Annotated in this window: 13 protein-coding genes, 2 tRNA genes and 1 pseudogene; 4 read left to right on the forward strand and 12 right to left on the reverse strand. The window is 59.7% G+C overall.

The genetic code is table 11. The features are described from left to right. Positions 1-240: 240 nt before the first annotated feature. Both AC0L4F_RS07230 and AC0L4F_RS07235 read left to right on the forward strand, forming a co-directional pair. Entirely contained in the window at positions 241-771 is a 531-nt protein-coding gene (locus tag AC0L4F_RS07230; RefSeq protein WP_244686895.1) for a hypothetical protein, read from the forward strand. 45 nt (positions 772-816) lie between these two features. After that, on the forward strand, positions 817-1,155 hold the full coding sequence (locus AC0L4F_RS07235; protein WP_244686898.1) for a tyrosine-type recombinase/integrase: 339 nt from the start codon (positions 817-819) through the stop codon (positions 1,153-1,155). 109 nt (positions 1,156-1,264) lie between these two features. Here AC0L4F_RS07235 and AC0L4F_RS07240 read toward each other — a convergent pair. The 9 genes and pseudogenes from AC0L4F_RS07240 to AC0L4F_RS07280 form a co-directional block, all read right to left on the reverse strand. Continuing rightward, positions 1,265-1,354, reverse strand: a tRNA-Ser gene (locus AC0L4F_RS07240). Between the two features lie 79 nt (positions 1,355-1,433). Next, positions 1,434-2,156 (reverse strand): alanyl-tRNA editing protein, encoded by a 723-nt coding sequence (locus AC0L4F_RS07245; protein ID WP_244686900.1) that lies wholly within the window; start codon positions 2,154-2,156, stop codon positions 1,434-1,436. Next, complete coding sequence (locus tag AC0L4F_RS07250) at positions 2,153-4,675, reverse strand: DUF3772 domain-containing protein (RefSeq protein ID WP_244686902.1); 2,523 nt, start codon at positions 4,673-4,675, stop codon at positions 2,153-2,155. Before AC0L4F_RS07250 ends, AC0L4F_RS07245 begins: the two co-directional genes overlap by 4 nt. Then, complete coding sequence (locus tag AC0L4F_RS07255; RefSeq protein ID WP_244686904.1) at positions 4,675-5,709, reverse strand: cysteine synthase A; 1,035 nt, start codon at positions 5,707-5,709, stop codon at positions 4,675-4,677. Before AC0L4F_RS07255 ends, AC0L4F_RS07250 begins: the two co-directional genes overlap by 1 nt. A gap of 56 nt (positions 5,710-5,765) precedes the next feature. Further along, on the reverse strand, positions 5,766-6,143 hold the full coding sequence (locus AC0L4F_RS07260) for an NUDIX domain-containing protein (RefSeq protein WP_244686906.1): 378 nt from the start codon (positions 6,141-6,143) through the stop codon (positions 5,766-5,768). Continuing rightward, positions 6,032-6,910, reverse strand: coding sequence for a gamma-glutamylcyclotransferase (locus tag AC0L4F_RS07265; protein ID WP_244686908.1), 879 nt, complete (start codon positions 6,908-6,910; stop codon positions 6,032-6,034). The genes AC0L4F_RS07260 and AC0L4F_RS07265 overlap by 112 nt, the downstream gene beginning before the upstream one ends. A 3-nt stretch (positions 6,911-6,913) precedes the next feature. After that, positions 6,914-7,354: a TrgA family protein gene (locus AC0L4F_RS07270; RefSeq protein WP_244686911.1), complete on the reverse strand. Its 441-nt coding sequence runs from the start codon at positions 7,352-7,354 to the stop codon at positions 6,914-6,916. Positions 7,355-7,487: 133 nt separating this feature from the next. Then, positions 7,488-8,895: pseudogene (locus tag AC0L4F_RS07275) on the reverse strand (cryptochrome/photolyase family protein). 148 nt (positions 8,896-9,043) lie between these two features. Continuing rightward, positions 9,044-10,684, reverse strand: a complete 1,641-nt coding sequence (locus tag AC0L4F_RS07280) for a BCCT family transporter (RefSeq protein WP_244686913.1) — start codon at positions 10,682-10,684, stop codon at positions 9,044-9,046. On the opposite strand from AC0L4F_RS07280, the gene AC0L4F_RS07285 reads away from it, so the two are divergent. Together AC0L4F_RS07285 and AC0L4F_RS07290 are read left to right on the forward strand one after the other, a co-directional pair. Then, positions 10,674-10,805, forward strand: coding sequence for a hypothetical protein (locus tag AC0L4F_RS07285; RefSeq protein WP_280520517.1), 132 nt, complete (start codon positions 10,674-10,676; stop codon positions 10,803-10,805). The genes AC0L4F_RS07280 and AC0L4F_RS07285 overlap by 11 nt on opposite strands. Before the next feature lie 328 nt (positions 10,806-11,133). Further along, on the forward strand, positions 11,134-11,745 hold the full coding sequence (locus AC0L4F_RS07290; protein WP_244686915.1) for a nucleotidyltransferase family protein: 612 nt from the start codon (positions 11,134-11,136) through the stop codon (positions 11,743-11,745). A 52-nt stretch (positions 11,746-11,797) separates the two neighbouring features. Here the strand turns inward: AC0L4F_RS07290 and AC0L4F_RS07295 are convergent, their stop codons facing one another. The 3 genes from AC0L4F_RS07295 to AC0L4F_RS07305 all read right to left on the reverse strand — a co-directional run bounded on the left by AC0L4F_RS07295 (position 11,798) and on the right by AC0L4F_RS07305 (position 19,266). Continuing rightward, a complete protein-coding gene (locus AC0L4F_RS07295) occupies positions 11,798-15,526 on the reverse strand; it encodes a Hint domain-containing protein (protein ID WP_244686917.1) in 3,729 nt (1,242 codons plus the stop codon). Positions 15,527-15,974: 448 nt separating this feature from the next. Next, positions 15,975-18,008 carry a Hint domain-containing protein gene (locus AC0L4F_RS07300; protein WP_244686919.1) on the reverse strand — a complete coding sequence of 678 codons (2,034 nt, stop codon included), beginning with the start codon at positions 18,006-18,008 and terminating at the stop codon, positions 15,975-15,977. A 1,172-nt stretch (positions 18,009-19,180) separates the two neighbouring features. Further along, positions 19,181-19,266, reverse strand: a tRNA-Leu gene (locus AC0L4F_RS07305). Positions 19,267-19,404: the final 138 nt, after the last annotated feature.

Here is a 19,404-nt window from a genome sequence, read left to right on the forward strand (position 1 = left end):
CATGAATCCAACAAGATTAATGTGGTGGACAGCCCCCCCCGTGTTTTCCACTTCCCGGCCTGTCCGGTCGGCACCCGAATTACCCTACCAAAGAGCGCCTGAGAGGAGGCCAACATGACCAAGCGACCAAATGAGAAAAACGAACGGCTCAAGCGCCGGTTCGCTGATTGCCTCAAGTACGCACGCCAGCTTTCCGACAAGACACTCGACCGGTAGCTTGCCGCCCTGGAACGCTTCGATGTGTGGAATGCGAGCAAGGGCTTTGCCAAGTTTCACATCGAAAAGGTCATAGGATTCCGGTCTCACCTGGAGCAGGCCAAAAGTGCGAGCGGCAAACCCTTTGGCAAGTCCACCACCCGCGCAATTCCGGCAACCCTGCGCGAATTCACGCTTTGGCTTTCTCAGCAAGATGGCTTTCGCAGCCGGATCAGGGCAGCAGACGCGGACTACTTCAGCCTGTCGCGCCGTGATAAGGCCGAAGCGCGCGCCGCTCCAAGTCGCCCTGCCCCAAGCATCAAACAGGCCAAGCGAGCACTGGCGATGATGCCCGCAGCCACACCGCGCGAGATGCGCGACAAGGCGATTTTCGCGCTGATTTGTCTGACGGGCATTCGTGTGGGCGCATTGATCACCTTGCGGATCAAGCACGTCAATCTCGACGAGAAATCCGTCACACAGAACCCGCGAGAGGTGGCAACCAAGTTTGGCAAGCGTATCGACACCTTCTTTGCACAAGGCTTCCCCGAGGCCGAAACTGCCTTGGCCACCTGAATGGCGTATCTCGACGCAGACGCATTCTATGGCCCGGACGACCCCTTGTTCCCGGCGACCGCTATCGTGCCGCAATCCAACACCGGGTTCTCAGTCGACGGATTTGAGCGCCGTTCCTGGAAAAGCACCGAACCCGTTCGAAAGATCGTCAACGAGGCCTTCGCCGCTGCAAATCTGGATGCCTTCGGCCCGCACGCCTTTCGCCATATGTTGGCGCGCCACGTTGCCAAGAATTGCACCTCGGTCGCAGAATTGGTCGCCGCTTCGCAAAACCTCGGTCATACCGACGTCTTGACGACACTGCGCAGCTACGGCCAGATCAGCCGTGAGCGGCAACGGGCGCTGATTACCGGCGAGTCAGGGGATGATTTGTTGGAGGATTGAGCCAAACCGCTCTGCCGTCAAAGGCGCAGCAAGTGTGGGAACATGTGTGGGAACAAAGACATTCGCATCCCGATTTCCCAATAAACATCAGCTACTTAAAGGTTTTGCGTGGCGGACAGTGAGGGATTCGAACCCTCGAGACGGTCTCCCGCCTACACACTTTCCAGGCGTGCGCCTTCGACCACTCGGCCAACTGTCCGTGGACGGGTGTTTAGCCCCGACTGACACTGACATTCAAGTGCTAATACGGCCACTTACCCGGAATGTTCAAAGTTTTCTCATGCATCGAACAGAATATTCATCCGGCGGTTCTGGCGGCCCTTTTTTTCGATCTTGCCAAGCCGGATCGCGCCGATTTCGCCGGTGCGGGCGACATGTGTGCCGCCGCAGGGTTGCAGGTCAACCTGATCCCCGCCCTTGCCGATCCGCACCAGCCGCACGCGGCCCTGCCCGCGCGGTGGTTTGACAGACATGGTCTTGACCAACTCCGGGGTTGCGGCCAGCACTTCGTCGGTCACCCAGGTTTCAGAGACCGGCAGGTCCCGTTCGATCAACAGGTGCAGCGACTCCTCGATCACGTCGCGGTCGGCTGGCGCGTCGGGCATGTTGAAATCCAACCGCCCCTTTTCCGATGTGATCGCCCCGCCGGTCACCGGCAGCGGCACCACGACCGACAACAGATGCAGCGCCGTATGCACCCGCATATGCCGGTGGCGGCGTTCCCAATCCAGGTATTGCACCAGATGTGTGCCAACTTCGGGCAAGGGCTGAGGCTCGGACGGGACAAGCACCACCTCCCTGCCCGGCCCCAGCACCGTGGTGGCAATTGGCATTTCAATACCGTCCCAGACCAGAAATCCACTGTCGCCCGGTTGGCCGCCGCCGGTTGGATAAAACACCGAGGCATCCAGGATTATGCCGCCTTCTGGCGTATGGGCGATCACGCGGGCCGGTGCATCGCGCAAATAGGGGTCTTCGCGGAACAGCAAGCGGGTCGTCATCGCGTCACATCTCCATCTCCGTCACTCATCCCGTCCCCATAAGACGGCAGGTTGTCGCCCGTGTCCGGCGCCGCTTTTGGCGCAACGGGCTGTTGCACCGTCTGGGGGCTGTTCGGGGTGGTCTGGGGATTGGCGTCTGCCGCAGGTGGCGGCGTGTGCAGCACTTCGGGGTTACGCAACCAGACATCGCGTTGCGCAAAGGGAATCTCGATCCCTTCTTCGGCAAAGGCCTCGACGATCTGGTGGCGCATTTCGGTCCGCACCCCCATGCCCTGGGTAATGTCGCGCAACACCGCGCGGATCTGAAAATCCAGCGAATCCGCACCAAAGCCGATAAAATCGACCCCGGGTTCCGGGTTCATCAGCACCTGATCATGATGGCGCGCAATGTTCAGCAGGATCTTTTGGACTTTGCGGGTATCCGTGCCATAGGCCACGCCAATCGGAATGATGATCCGGCCAAGCGCGCTGCCACGGGTATAGTTCGACACCTGCCCCGATACGAAATCGGCGTTGGGAATGATCACGTCATAGCGGTCAAAGGTCTCTAACCGGGTGGAGCGCACGGAAATCCGCCGCACGGTGCCGTGAATGCCGCCCACCTCGATCCAGTCGCCCTCGGCAATCGGGCGTTCAATCAACAGGATGATGCCAGAGACGAAGTTGGACACGATATTCTGAAGGCCGAAACCGATCCCGACCGACAGGGCCCCGGCAACAATCGCCAGCGACGACAGATCCAGTCCGGCAGAGGTGATCGCCACCAGCGCCGCCACAAAGATCCCGACATAGCCAACGCCGGACACAATGGCGTTCTGGCCGCCGGTGTCGATGCCGGTTTTCGGCAGGATCGAATTTTTCAGCGCGCCCTGCATCAGGCGGGTTGCCATATAGCCAATGACAAACACCACCAGAAGCACAAGGAAATCGGTGGGGGAAATGCGGCTGTCTCCGACGGCAAACCCCTCGCCGATACGGGTGGACAGCTCTGTCAGATCGGCCACCCGCGCGCCCCAGATCAACGCCAGGAACGGCAGCGCCATGATGCCGAGAATAAAGCCGATCAATACCGTGATCAGGCTGTCGGCCTCTTCTTCGGACTGGCCCATCAAGAACCTGTACAGATCATTGGTGAACCGTTGCAGGATCACGATCAGCCCCAGAAGCGCCAGCGTGGTCACCGCTGGAAAGAGCAATGTTTCCGCGGCGGTGCGATATCCCGTGGCCGCCAGAACCGGCGCAACAATCGACACCAGAATGGCAATGCGGCCCAGGAATCCGACCACACGGGCGCGCACCGCACGCTCGGCATTTTCGCTGTCAAAGCGGATGTGATGGATCATCAACTGTCCCAAACGGAACAGGATCAGCGCGGTCAGAACAATGACCGGAAAATCAACAACCGCAAGCGTCGCGACCGAAAACCCTTCGACACCGGAAAATTGTGTGATTGCGTCGCGCGCCACCAGCAATATCGCCAGCAGGCTGGCATAGGTGCGCGCTTCGGTGCGTTGCTGGCGCGCCATTGGCAACATACGGTCGCCGTCGTGCTGGGAAAACAGCCGCTCTGTCATCCAGCGCAGTCCGAGGATCACAATCCCCCAGACCGGCAGTTTTTCCAACAGCAACGTCAGCCGCACGCCGGGAATGCCGGTGGCAAAAATCGCCTCTGTCAGCGCATAAAGCCCGATCAACGGCAGGATGATTTGACCGGCTGACACCAGAAACGCAAAGACCGCGCCGCCCCGTTTGGATTTTCGCCGCATCCAGGAGCCGACATTGCGGGCCCAGCTGCGCCCGCGCATCAAAAGAATCAGCGCCACAAGCAGCAGCATCAACACCAAGGGCAGATTGGTGCGGATTTCGGCCTGACGCACATCCGAGCCCCAGGATTTCCGCACTTCGTTGGCGGCCCCGCGCCAGGCATCCACCAATTCGCCATAGGCGATTTGCCAGTTTTCCGGCAGAACGGGCAGCGGGCCCACCTCGAACAATTTGTCTGCCTGACGCGCCCGTATCAGACTGTCGATTTCGCCAATAATGCCGTTGGCCCGGTTATAGGCCTCTTCCGCATTCAGGATCGGTGCCCGCAATTGGGCCAATTGCTCATTCAGCGCTGCCCTGCGGCGTGCCACATCCTCAGGTTCGCTTTCGCCCTCTGCCGGTGCCGCGCCCAAGGCGGCGACCTGGGATTCCAGGGTGCGAATGCGCGATTGGTTCACATCCTGCGCGGCCAGAAACCTTGCCCGCCAGGATACGATTTCGGCGCGCAGGGATTCAAACGCGCTGTCCGAGGCACGGCCGTTTTCCAGGGCGGCCTCGGCACGGCTGGCCAGGATGTTCCAGGCGTCATAATCCGGCAGGCTCTGACCGTCCGGCAACGAGGTTCCGGCCTGCGACATCACATCCGGCACTTCGACCGAAAGCTCCTGTGCCGCAACCGGATGGCTGCCAAACGACATGAAAATGACTGTGACCAGCGCCAACAGGACCGCAGGCCTAAACCGGATAAAAGACATCAGACGTCCTCGAATACACCAGGGATCGAGGCCGGCGACCGGGTCAGCCAATCCGGCGTTGGCAGGCCTTTGGACTTCAGGAAGTCCGGGTTGAACAATTTGGACTGATAGCGCGTGCCATAGTCACACAGAATGGTCACGATGGTGTGGCCCGGTCCCAGCTCGCGCGCCAAACGGATCGCGCCCGCGACGTTGACGCCGGTTGATCCGCCCATGCAAAGCCCCTCGTCCTTGAGCAGGTCAAACACGATGGGCAGCGCTTCGGCATCGGGAATATTATAGCTGAAATCCGGGGTGAACCCGTCAAGATTGGCGGTGATCCGTCCCTGACCGATCCCCTCGGTGATCGAGCCACCTTCGGATTTATGCACTCCGGTGGTGTAGAACCGGTGCAGCGTCGCACCATCGGGATCAGCAAGGGCGATTTTCACCCCCTTGGGCTGCAAGGCCATGCCAACACCGGCCAGCGTGCCGCCGGAACCAACCGCCGCCACAAAACCATCCACCTTGCCCCCGGTCTGTTCCCAGATTTCGGGGCCGGTGGTTTCAATATGGGCCTGCCGGTTGGCGGTATTGTCGAACTGATTGGCCCAGATCACGCCTTCGTTGCTGCGACGTGCCATTTCTTCGGCCAGACGCCCGGAATAGCGCACATAGTTGTTGGGGTTGCGATACGGGGCCGCCGGCACCTGCACCAGTTCCGCCCCGGCCAGACGGATCATGTCCTTCTTTTCCTGGCTCTGGGTTTCGGGGATCACGATCACGGTCTTGAATCCCATCGACGCGCCAACCAGCGCCAGCCCGATGCCGGTATTGCCGGCCGTACCTTCGACAATGGTGCCGCCGGGTTTCAACAGCCCCTTTTGTACCGCGTCCCGGATGATGAACAGGGCGGCGCGGTCCTTGACCGATTGGCCGGGGTTCATGAATTCGGCCTTGCCCAGAATGGTGCAGCCCGTCATCTCGCTGGCTTTGTTCAGCTTGATCAGCGGGGTGTTGCCAACGGCGTCGGCCAGATCGGATGCGGTGCGCATGGGGGTGACCCTCCTTGAAAAATGTTGTGTTTGTGTAGGCCCCGTGGCCCGTGAACTCAAGTGTGCCTGACGCCGGCAGCACCGCGCAGTTCCTCACGATGGCGTGCAAGCCAAAGCAGCATCATCGCCAAAGGCCCGACATTGACCTCGCCACTGGTCACCAGATCCATCGCATGATCAAAGCTGATGACATGGCTGCGGATATCTTCGGCTTCATGCGCCAGCCCCGCAACCCCGCCGGTGTGATCCGACAGATCACAAAGCCCCAGATAACAATGGAAAAATTCGGTGGAATAACCGGGCGAGGCATAGATCCGGCTGATCAGGCGCAGATCACCCAGCGTGAGGCCGGCCTCTTCGACCGCTTCGCGACGGGCACAATCCGCCGGGTCTTCGCGGCATCCACCAGCCCGGCAATCGGTTCCAGCACCCAAGGGGCCGGGTCCTTGCGCCAGATCGGGCCGAAGCGCAGCTGTTCGATCACCATCACCTTGTCGGTCACCGGATCATAGGGCAGCACCTGTGCCGCATCATAAGCTACAAAGGTTTCCCGCGAGATTTCCGGGCTTTCGGCGCCATCGAATTGACGATAGCGGATGTCGAAATCCTTGATCCGGAAAAAGCCGTCATACCCGGCACGTTGCGTGCCAATTTCCACCGCAGACGCATCCGGCGCACGGCGCAACGTGCTGGGCGCAGGCCTGCGTCCCAGACACCGGGCCCAACCGCGCGCCCGAATCCACGGGAAAAGCCGATCTATATCCCGGGCCGAGGTCACGCCGAAACGCTCCATCACTTCTTCGGCGGCTTCCAACGTCACATCGCCAAATTGGGCCACCCAATCCGGCAGATGCCAGGGCGCGCCAGCAGTCCAGCGATTGGCCGCAGGCAAGAACACCAAAGCCGACCGTTCTGCGCCATCTTCGGTGCGGATTGTCATCGGCTCCAGGCTATAGTCAAATCCGCCTTCATAATGATCGAGCCGCGCCAGATCTTCGGCGCTCAAATTCGCGACCCATTGCCCCGGGGTCAGGGCACCGTCCTGTTGCTGGATCATCGGGAACCCCTGCCCCGCCACCCAATGCACCGACCATCCCGGCAATTGCGCGGGCATCAGGTCAATCGCGGCCGCAGACCGTCCCAGGACGCGCTCCAGCAACGGCACATGACACAGGGTGCCGTAGAAAAACAAATCGGGCATGGTTTATTTCCAACGTTTCGAAGCAAGCAAGGTCAGCACGCCCGCGACAATGCCGCCAACCGCCAATGTCACCACCATATCGGTGGTAAACACCTCGGCGGCAAAGTCGACGCCGATCTGAAACACCGCGGCGACCGCTTCGACCGGGCCGCCATACCGGTGGCGCATGGCCAGACGCATCATTTCATTGGACGATTGGGTGAACAACGCCAGAAAGGTCATCACCGCCGCCCCGGTCAGACCATAGCTGACCGCCTCGGCCAGTCGCGTGGTGGCCAAACGGCCGGTGTAGAACCAGCCGGTCAAAAAGCCGATGACCATGTTCAGCGGCAGGAAGATCCCGAAATTGGTACTTTCCGGCATGACCTGCATGACCATTTTGGACACCAGATAGGCCGTGATCGACAAACATATCGCGGCGACAAGCTTGGGTATGGTTGGCATCTGCTCGCGGGCCTCCTTGGGGACTCTGGCGTTAACGTCCAGTTATCGTTGCCCGCGCTTCCGGCGCAAGGCCGCGACGGCACTTCCCCCACACCAGATGCGAAGCGGCAACGCCATGCCGCAAATCCGACCCTTAGAACCCGCGATTTTCATAGGCCAGAAGCGCGCGTTTGCGTCCCGCATCAAGCCCAACCACAGGCGCCGGATAAAGATCACCGGGCGTGATGTTCCAGCTTTTCGGGATCGCGTCAAAATAGGCCCGCGCAGTGGCGGGCGGATTGGCCTGCCCCTCGGCAATCCAGCGGCGGACATAGGCACCTTTGGGATCGAATTTCTTGGCCTGAGACTTCTGGGTTGAACACCCGAAAATACGGCGCAGCGTCCGGCCCGGACCCGGCCACCCATTGCCAGCCCATGGCATTTGATGCCGCATCCCAGTCGGTCAGACATTCGCCAAACCAGCGTTGACCAATGCGCCAATGCATCAGCATGTGTTTGGTCAAATAGGATGCCACAACCATACGCACCCGGTTGTGCATCCGCCCGGTGACATACATTTCGCGCAGACCGGCATCGACCAGCGGCACCCCGGTGCGCGCCTGTTGCCATGCGACCACTTCAGGCAGGCTCTTATCCTCGCGCCAGGCGAAATTGTCCCATCCCGCGCGCCAATTGTTGTCCAGCATGTCCGGCCAATACACCATCAGATGGGTGGCAAAATCGCGCCAGGCCAATTCGCGCAGAAAGGCCTCTGCGCCTTGGCTGTGCTCTTCGCGGGCGCGCAGACCGGCGTGCCAGCATTGATGTGGCGAAACCTCTCCGTAGGTCAGATATTCGGACAGACCAGAAGTGCCATCCACCGCCGGAAGGTCACGGCGCTGGTGGTACAAGGCGATACTGTCACCGGCAAATTCCGCCAACCGGTTCTGTGCGGCGGTTTCGCCGGGATGCAGATACGCGCGCACCACATCGCCACCACGCCGCATCCGCGCGCCAAGCGCCCAATCCGCCAGATTTGCGCTTTCGGGCCATGTCTCCGGCGGCGGGATCTTGCCCGGCTCTGGCAGCGGCGCGTCAACGTCGCGGGTCTTTACCGTTTTCCAATAGGGCGAAAACACCTTGTACGGCCCGCCGGTCTTGGTCTCGACGGTGGTGGGTTCGAACAAGACGGTGCCGCCAAAACTGCGGACGTCGATCCCTTTTGCGCGGAACCGGGACTTGATCTCTGTGTCGCGTTCGCGGCTCTGGGGATCGTAACAGCGCGTCCAATAGATCCGTTTGGCGTCAACCTCGGCGACCAGTTCGGCCAGAACCTGCTCGGCGCGCCCGGATCGCAGGATCAACCGTTGACCGCGTGCCTCCAGCGCCTGTGCCAAATGTTCCAATGCAAGACCCAGCCGCCAGGCCGGGGCTGCGCCCAGTTGATCGACCGTTGCGTCGCGAATGAAAACCGCAACCACCGGCCCGGCAGCACAGGCCGCCGTCAGCGCGGCATGATCGCTCAGACGCAGGTCGCGCCGAAACCACAGGATCGTTGTCAATTCCGTCTCCTTTACCCAACCGGTTCAATCGAGCGGATGTAGGACAATGGCAGGCAAAGTACATGCCGACAGCAAGGCCCAAAACGAAAAAAGCGCCCGAGGGGGCAAATCGCTCCCTCGGACGCCAGATCATGCACAGGATGCAAGGTTATTTGCGTTCTGCCAGCAAGCCTTTGAAGATCGCCCAGCACATCAGCAACAGGACAATGGTGAACGGCAAGCCGGTCGAAATCACCATCGCCTGAAGCGATGCCAATCCGCCACCGATCAACAGCACGACCGCCACCGCGCCTTCGAACACACACCAGAACACCCGCTGGGGCACCGGCGCATCCACTTTGCCACCCGCCGTGATCGTGTCGATCACAAGCGAGCCACTGTCAGAGGAGGTCACGAAAAACACGATCACCAACACAATCGCAATCACCGAGGTGATGCTGGACAGGGGCAGACCGTCCAACATGGCGAACAGGGACATTGGCGGGTTATAGGCGTCGATCACCTGGGCCTTGACCGCGCTGGTGGTCGGGTCGCTCAGGACCTGATCAATTGCCGCGCCACCAAATGTCGCCATCCACAGGACACAGACCATTGACGGGATGATCAAAACGCAGATCACGAATTCCCGTACCGTGCGGCCCCGGCTGACGCGGGCGATGAACATGCCGACAAAAGGTGACCAGGAAATCCACCACGCCCAATAGAAGGTGGTCCAGCCATGCATGAACCCGGTGTCTTCGCGTCCGATCGGATTGGACAAGGCAAAGATCTCTTTGCCGTATTCCGAAATACCGCCGATGAAATCCGACAGAATGCCGCCCGGCCCCGCCGCAAAGAACACGAACAACAGCAACAGCGCCGCAATCACCATGTTGACTTCGGACAGCAGTTTCACACCGCCATCCAGCCCGCGCAGCACCGACACCAGTGCAATTGCGGTGATCGCTGTGATCAACAGAACCTGAACCGTGATCGACACCTCGATGCCAAACACATGGCTCAGACCGGCATTGGCCTGTTGTGCGCCAAACCCCAAAGAGGTCGCCAGACCAAACAGCGTGGCAAAAACCGCCAATGTGTCAATGACATGGCCCCACCAGCCCCAGACACGTTCGCCCAGGATCGGGTAAAACGCCGACCGGATCGTCAGCGGCAAGCCTTTGTTATAGGTGAACAAAGCAAGGGCCAGCGCCACAACCGCATAAATCGCCCAAGGGTGCAGACCCCAGTGATAGATCGTGGCCGCCAACCCCATGCGCCGCGCCGCATCGACGTTTTCGGCAATGATGGCACCGTCTTCACCAATCGGGCTGGCCACGCCGAGCGGTTCGGAAATCGCCATGTGATAGACCGGTTCCAACACGCCAAAGAACATCAGGCCAATGCCCATACCGGCCGCAAACAGCATCGCGAACCAGCCGATATAGGAATAATCCGGCACCGCATCTTCGCCGCCCAGCCGGACCTTGCCAATCGGCAGGACGATCAGAACAAGGCAAAACACCACAAAGAAATTGGCCGCGCCCAGAAAGAACCAGTCAAAGGTGCTGGTCAGCCAGGGGCGAAGCCAGCCAAAAACCGCGCTGGCCTGTTCGGGCAGCGCCAAAGCGTAAAATACGAATGCAACAATCGACAGCCCAGAGATCAGAAACACCGGGTTGTGAATATCCACACCCAACGGCCCGATCCGGGTCTCCAGATTGTCTTGACCGATTTCATAATCGGTCTCGATGATTTCGGAATGCCCCTCGGGATCGGGTATCCCTTGGGTATTGCTGGTGTCGGTCATTGGTGACCTCCTGTTTCCATTTTCTCTGGTCGCTTTGATCGGCGTGCTGGCGCAAATCGGCTGGCAAATGCGCCATGTCGACCGCACATTCCGGCGGTCGGGTATCCGTGTCGATGCCTGAAACCATGGCTTGGCAGACAGCCCAATTGCGGATCAGCACCCGCCGTCACCCCAATTGGCACCCATATGGCCAAGCTATCGGAATTTTTCAGGCTCTCGCCAAGGGATACGGCGCTACTGGCATCAAAAGCGACATACGATAGGTCGCTTTTGTCATAGGGATGAGCCCACCGCAACACGCCAGAGCAAGTATTTTTGCGCCCCACCATTGTAATGTCCGCCCCCTGCCCGTGCGGGTGTCGCGGCCAATATTTGCCTGTCCAAAGGCCGAGGCTGACAGAGCAGACAATCCATTCTAGTCTGAGGTCGAACCGTCGAAAGGACCGCACATGCTGACCGCTCTGATCCTGCCCGCTGCCGGGCAATCCAGCCGGATGCGCGGACGGGACAAATTGCTAGAGGATGTCGGTGGCCAGCCCTGTTTGCGCGCCATGGCGCTTCGCGGGCTGGCGGCGGGGCTTTCGGTCATTGTCACGCTGCCGGACGAAAACCACCCGCGTGCACGCGCCCTGGCCGAGGTGCCGGTGCGCCGGTTGGTGGTGCGGGATGCCGCGCGCGGCATGTCAGAGAGCCTGCGCACCGCGATGGCCGCCCTGCCCGCGGCCACCGATGCCGCGATAGTCCTGCCGCCGGATATGCCGGATATCAACCGCGACGACCTTACCGCGCTGATTGCGATGGCGGGCGAGTTGCCGGGCGCATTGGTGGTGCAGGCAAGCTGCGCCGATGGCACGCCGGGTCATCCGGTGCTGTTCCGCAGGGCGCTTTTTGGTGAATTTTCGACGCTCACGGGCGATTTTGGCGCGCGTGACATCATCGCGCGCCATGCCCAATCGCGGGTCTTGGTGCCCTTGGCCGGTCAAAAGGCCCGCACCGATCTGGATACGCCCGAAGATTGGGCGGTCTGGCGAGCAGCACAGACCGCCCAGGGCGGGGGCTGAGAGGCAGCGCTCAGCCCGTCCAGCCGATTGTTCGGCGCGATCGCCGGAACCGTCAGCTCATCAACATGACCCGCGCCTGATGCGACTTCAGCGCGGGGCGCGCAGCCGGATAGACCGCATGCAGATCCACCTGTGCCGCAAGCTCCGGGAACAATGCCAGAAGTTCGTCGCGTTGATCACCGTCCAGTGCCGCCAGCGTCATGTCGCCGGGTTGGAAACTTTCCGACCACAGACCATCGCTGAGCACCACTTCGTGTTGATCAAACAGGATATGAATATAGGTGACCCCGTCGCGATCATCGGCCCGTGACACCCCATCCAGACAGGTCATGTGACTGGCTGCGACCAACACCTCTTCTTCGCCGAACCACATCTGCGCCGCCGCACTGTTGATTAAGACCCGGTGTTGCGGCGACACCATCATGTCCCGCATCGGCATGCCCGGCCCCAGCGCATCTTGCGAGATCCGAATGGGGCGCAGCGCCGCGCGCGCGGCCAACTGTGTCGCATTCAAGCTGCGCGAGCCAACCCAGCGGATCATCTGATAGCCATTGTCGCGGGTCAAAACCCGGTCCCCGACCCGAAGATGTTCCACAGGCACCTCGCCGCGCATGGTCTTGATCACGGTTCCGGGCGTAAAGCACGGAATATATTCGACATTTTCAATATCGCGAAAGACCAGCGTTTCGCCGTCGTCCCAGGTGACAGTGCCGCGTTCGGAATCAAGTGGATCAAAGGTGATCACCGCCGGACCGTTCACAATCAACGTGTCGTTGTCATCCCCGCCCGCGCCGCCATCCACGGTATCATTGCGCCCGGCAATGATCGTGTCGGCATCATCGCCGCCGCGAATACGGTCTGCACCGGTCCCGCCGCTCAGCCTGTCGGCGCCAGCGCCGCCGTCGATGGACATGCCGGTGCTGTCACCAGCCCCATCCAGCGTATCATCGCCCGCCCCGAGGTGCAGCGCCTCGATCTCGGTGAATTCTGCGCTGCCGGTGCCGGTGGTCACGGTGCCGGCCTCGTCCCCGGTCAGCACGACATTGGCCCCCAGCGTGTCGGTCAAGGCAAGCGTATCCTGATCGACCCCGCCAGCGCCGCCATCAATTGTATCACTGCCCTGGTCCGCGGCCAGCGTGATCAGATCCTGATCGTCGCCGCCGGACAGGCTGTCATCGCCCAGGCCACCGTCGATTGTATCGCGGCCTTCGTCACCTTGTATGGTGTCGTCGCCGGCCCCGCCGCGAAGACTATCCTCGAACTCGCCACCAGAGATGAAATCGCGGCCGGCCCCGCCCGTGATGACATCAGCCAAGTCCTGGCCCGACAATGTATCGTCGCCGCTGCCGCCGGTGATGACATCCTCGCCACTGCCGCCGAGGATACTGTCATCGCCCGCGCCGCCATCCAGCGTGTCATCGCCAAAGCTGCCTTCGATATCGTCGTTGCCCGCGCCTGCATGGACCGAGTCATTGCCGCCACCGGCCTTGATGATGTCGTCCTGCGGGCCTTCGCCGGGCAGATGACCGTCATTGTTGTCAACCTGGTCAAGATCCTCGTCGACCCAAGTGTCGGCGACAATGGTGTCGTCGGCCCCGGTGCCGGTCAGAATGCCATCCGACGGAATGCCAATCGCGCTAAGCCAGGCCGGGTTGTTGGCCACAGCGGGCGAAATGCCGACCAATGTCAGGTTTTCACCGCCGGTAAAGGTCAGCACCGCATTGCCCGACCCGTCGTCGGTGACACCCACATCCCCCAGATGCACCGGCGTTGTCCCGCCGTCCGAGGTCAGTTCTGATACATCCAGCACATCGACGCCGGTAAAGGTGCCATCGCCGTTGTCGATTGGTCCGGCAAAGCCCTGAACACTGTCGGTTCCGCTGAAATCGCCCAGGGCAATGGTGTCATTGCCGCCCCCCAGAACGAGGTTTTCGATTTCGATAAAGGCGGCGGTGTCAGTGCCGTCGCTGAAACTGCCGTCTTCCGGGTTCAAACCGGTCAGATCAACCCTCAGCCCGGTGGTGGTGGCCGACAGATCCAGCGTGTCGCCGTGAATTTCGTCAAAGGCGTCACCGTCGAAAGTGTCGTTACCGAAATTGTCTTCGACAATGAAAACATCATCGTTGAATCCGCCCCAGACGTAATCGTCGCCCAGACCGCCGTGCAGTTCGTCCTCGCCATAGGAGCCGCGCACATAATCATCGCCGTCATCGCCATACAGCGTGTCATTGCCGGTATTGCCATAAACCGTATCGTCGCCGCTGCCGCCGTGTTGCAGGTCGTCCTGATACCCGCCGTCCAGCGTATCGGAACCCGATCCGCCCAAAAGCGTATCATTGCCTTCGTCGCCATAGAGGCTGTCATTGCCGCTGCCGCCGCCGACAACGTCATTTTCAAAGCCGCCATAAACCGTATCGCTGCCCTCGCCACCGTCGATCGTATCATTGGCGGTTCCGCCATAGATCAGATCGTTGTCTTCGCCGCCCAAAAGGCTGTCGCGGCCGTCGCCGCCTTCGATGGAATCATCGCCTGCGCCGCCGTCGATGGTGTCATCGCCCGCCCCGCCCAACACGGTGTCATCGCCCAGCCCGGAAAGGACGCTGTCCGCCCCGCCCTCGGCATGTACCATGTCATCATTCGACGCATCGGAATGGTCGAAATTGTCGATCATGTCGCCTTGGGGATCGCCCACATAGCTGGTGTCGATCAGATCGGCATCTCCGGTGCCTTTGACAATGAAATCCGGCGGATTATTGGTGGTGGTGATGGTGGCAAATCCGGTGGCCGGTGTGCCCTCGTCATCGACGGTGGAATAGGTGAATGTCGAGTCACCAATGTCACCATCGGTCAGGATCGACACCGTGCCATCAGGGTTAAGCGTGATCTCTTCGCCGGTGTTCAGGGTCACGGTATCCCCGGGGTTCACCGCCTGATTGTTGATATGGGTGATCGTCAGATCGCGATCTTCGGTATTGTCATCATTGGACAGAATGTCATGCACCTGGGTGGTGTTCGGCCCCTGCGCCAGATCATCATTCACCGCAACAGATTGCGCCTGTACGGAATTGCCCATGATCAACAGGTTGGAATCATACACCTTGTCCCCGCCGTCGCCGATACCGATGCGAATGTCGTTTTCTTCGCCCTTGTTCACCGGCGCGGTGATCGACAGCACCACGGTCGCGCCGTCCATTTCGGTGTTATAGTTATCTTCGGCCTCTGGATTGTCGACATAGAGGTTGGGGTTGGCGGTGGTGTTGATCGTGTCGATGGCAATCGCGGTCGCCGCGCCGTTGCCGGTATCCAATGGCACATAGGTGCCGTTGACCCAGATCCCGACCGCGTCATTCACGCTGCTGCTGACATATTCCAGATATTCCTCGGACGAGAACACAAGCTGCATGGTCAGCATGTCGCCCTCAGGAACGAACACCGCAGACAGGAACGCGCCGTCAAATGTGCTTTGCCCCGAAACCGCATCCAGATCGGCATCGCCGTCGACGCCATCGGCCATTTTCGTGCCGGTGTTGGCGGCGGTGTTGGTGTCGGCAGAGCCGTCACTGTTGGTAATGTCGCGGGCCTTGCCCGTGGACAGGATCACACCCGTGTCAGAGGGGCTCAATTCCCCCAGGGTCGCTTTGCCGCCCGTATAGGTTCCGGACGCGGCCGCATCGCCATTATAGCTGGCTGAAACCACGCTGACCCCTTCACCGAACATGGTGTTCGCCATCGTCAGTGCATCGGCGTCTGTGCTGATATTCAGCTCACTTGCTATTGGCATTATTGTGCCCCCACAAAGTAATCCGGTTCAATGACCAGTCGGTCCCGACCCGGTAAGATCAAGTCCTGCCTTTTTGACCGTTAAATTGGCCCTAAATTTGAGGTACTAAGGGCGAATTGCGGCTATTGTTGCCGAAGGCGGCAAAAAATATTGCGCCATGTCAAAACCGCCTGGCCGGGGCGTGACCGCATCCCGCGGTACAGATTAAAATAAACAAATTCAAATTGTTATAAGGGAATCGCACAATCCATGAGAGGATTGCGGCGCAACAGCCTCTCCTGCGGAGTGTGATGGACAACGGCCAATTGGGCCGAATTGCGGCAAATTCGACCAGCTTTGGTCGCAAAATGAAAAAACCAGAGGCGGTTTCCCGCCTCTGGCCTTTCGCGTCCCCCGCCGACGGATCGGCAAAGGAGTGCTGCATATTCCGTGATCGAATGTCTGGCGCTTAGCGCGCCAGAAGTCTTGCTTCGTGCTTTTTCAGCGACCGGCGTGCGGCGGTGTAATCTTCCAGACCTTCGACTGTGTCCAGCTCTGGGAAGAGTTCCAGAATTTCCGAACGCTGTGCATCGCCCAGACCGTCCAGTGTCTGAATGCCGGGCTGGAAGCTTTCGGTCCAGACACCGTTCGACAGGACAACTTCGTGCTGGTCGAACATGAAGTGGATATAGGTCACACCCAGGGTGCCCACTTCGTCAACGCCAGCCAGATCGGTCAGGTGCTTGGCCGGGGCCAGAACCTCACGCTCTTCGAAGTAGAGCTGCGCCTTGTCGCTGTTCATCAGAACCCGGTGCTGCGGGCTGACCAGGATGTCCTGTTCCGGCAGGTTCGGCCCGAGGCTTCCGGCCTGGATCAGGATCGGACGCATATGCGGCGACCGTGCCAGTTGGTGTCCGGTCAGCTCGGTTGTGCCAATCCAGCGGATTTCCTGCAGGCCATTGTCCCGGGTGATGATCCGGTCACCTTCGCGCAGATCCTCGATCAGACGTTCGCCGGTTGGGGTGGCGATTGTCGTGCCGGGGGTAAAGCACGGCGGTGTCGGGTCGATGATGACTTCGATATCTTCGAAGGTCGACGTGCCAAGCGATGTGCCGGTGTCATCGAAGTATTCGACAGTACCGTCTTCCTGATCCGCCGAAGTATAGGTGATTGAGATCGACCCGCCCGTCGGAACCGAACCGGTCAGATCCAGCGTATCCCAGTCATTGGGAAGACCATCCGCCGCATCACCGGCCGGACCGTCACCACCATCGATGCTGTCGCCGACATCGCTGCCGAGGATCATGTCGCGCCCGTCGCCACCGAGGATCGTATCGGCATCTGCACCACCGATCAGCGTGTCGAAACCGTCGCCACCGATCAGCGTATCGGACCCGGCGCCGCCTTCCAGAACGTCATCATCGATGCCCGCATCAAGCAAGTCGTCGCCGTCGCCGCCCAGCAGCGTATCGTCGTCGTCGCCGCCAAGGATCGTGTCATTGCCCGCGCCACCATCAACATAGTCGAGATCGTTGTACGGAACCGGATCAGTGGCATCGGGCTCGTTGTTGAACAGCGTTGCGCTGGTCTGCGCGCTTGCGTCGATATAATCGTCGCCCGCATCGCCAAAGATTTCATCCGAGCCGTGACCGCCAATAATGCTGTCGTCACCTTCGCCGCCGTCGACGGTATCGTCATCAATGCCGGCATTGATCGTGTCGTTGCCGGTGCCACCGTCGATGGTGTCCGCGTCGTCGCCGGTCATGATGGAATCGTTGCCGTCACCACCAAAGACCAGATCGCGACCATCGTCGATGTTCGGGTCCGAAGCCACGCCACCGATCGGCAGGTTGGGATCGTCGCCTACGTAATCAGAGAAGGTGTCGATTCCGGCAATAATGGTATCATCGCCTGCGCCGCCGTCGATTGTGTCGGCACCTTGGAGATCGGTAATGGAATCATTGCCCGCACCACCATCGACGCTGTCGTCGTCGATGCCGCCTTCTATGACGTCATTTCCTTCGCCGCCGAAGATCGTGTCGCGGTCGTCGCCGGTTGTGATCGTGTCATCGCCGGCACCGCCGTCAACCAGATCGCGGTCGTTTTCCGGGTCGTCGTCGACCGGCACGGTTGGAAAGGTCACTGCGTCAATGGCAGGATCTTCGTTGTCGGTCTGAATCTCGTCGTTGCCTTCGCCACCATTAATGGTGTCGCTGCCATCGCCACTTTTCAGGGTGTCGCCACCTTCGCCGCCCTCGACCGAGTTATCGCCGTCACCGGCAAGAACGGAATCATCGCCGTCGCCGGCCTGGATGATGTCGTCTTCGGAATCTTCCGGGTCGGTCGAAAAGATATTGTCGCTGTTGTCGACCATATCGCCCTGGGGGTCGCCGGTGTAGCTGACGTCAATTGTATCGTCGCCCGTTGTGCCCTGTACGATTCCGTCCAGGCCATCCGTGTTGGGGCCACCATTTTCTTCATTGTTTTTAATGTTATCGGACACGTTAACAACGCCCCCCTTCGCATGTACTGTTAAAATCAAACGTGGTTGCCGTCACAGCAGTGTGACCCGCAACCTGGTTACCGGAACTGTTGACCTGCGCTTCTGCGCTTTGATCTTTCCGCGCCGCATACAAAAGACGTGTCACAATTGCGCCCTTCGATGGAGCAATCCCGTCGGCGCACGTCATCGGGTTGTGGACCCCGTGCATTCCCCTGTTATCGGAGAGCCCCCGGGCGCCCCGGATTTGATACAGATCAGGCATCATAGACCCCATCACCTTCCACTTTAGGACAGCTTCCCAGACGTTCAAAAAACGTTCGGGTCGCATACCGCCAATCATTGTGTCACACGTCTGACGAAAGCTGGACGGGCATGTCATCAGGCAATTCTCGCCTGTTTGCGCCAAGCAAAGCACCTACGCACTTTGTCCTGACACATCCCATCCGTCCTTCGACGCATAACGGTTCAGCGGCCGCCCCCGTGGCCAACAAATTTTTCGCCCCCCAGCGAGCAATGCAACATTATGGTCTGGCTTAACTCAAACAAAGGAGAAATTGTCTGAAAAATAGACCGTGTTCATTCGGGAAACAGTTGATAACGGTCGCGAATCTGTCGCCCACACCCGTTTTAATTGATCTCAATGGAACTGAAAGTGTCTCTTAAGGATATGAAATATATACACAATACTGGTGCACACTCTCGAAAGTATAGCTGGCCGCAGATCCTGGCCTGATGAGGACACACAACCCTATAGCGTCACGTTCCTGTCGCTGAAAAAAAGACTATCGCACAATGCGCTGTTTGCGAAATGGAACCAATTGCGTGCAAGGCAGGTGATTGGGCTCAATTATGAGACGTGTAATCCGAAGGGTCCGATTCGAATTCGCTTAAAATTCGACGGGTTACAGACAGCGCTTTGCGGTTTCATCTACCGCCGCGCGCGCGCCCCACAGGGCAAGCACAATGAGATTGGCCCAAGGGTTTGGTCGATGGGCTCAGCCCTGTTCCATTGAAGCGAAAGCCCGTCAAATCCGAAGCGGCCCGATACATCGGGGGGCCATCCCACGCGATCCTGTCGAATCGCAACATTCAGAAAAGCAGCATTCGCCCTACACCCACGGTCGGAAAATTGTCTGTAAAGACAACCACCTGACACAATTGTTCTGAAAAATTGGTGCGGTCGGAGAGACTCGAACTCTCACGGGTGTTACCCCACAGCGACCTCAACGCTGCGCGTCTACCATTCCGCCACGACCGCACACTTTGAATGGTTTGCGGGGTTTAGCCAATTGCCAAAGCATTGCCAAGGGCAAAGTCCTGCACCATCGCGAATTTTTCTCAACCACCCTAATTTCCGTTCACGTCGCTGCGCGGGATCGGAGCAAACGGCGTATCA

The organism is Marinovum sp. J2-8, assembly GCF_055808435.1.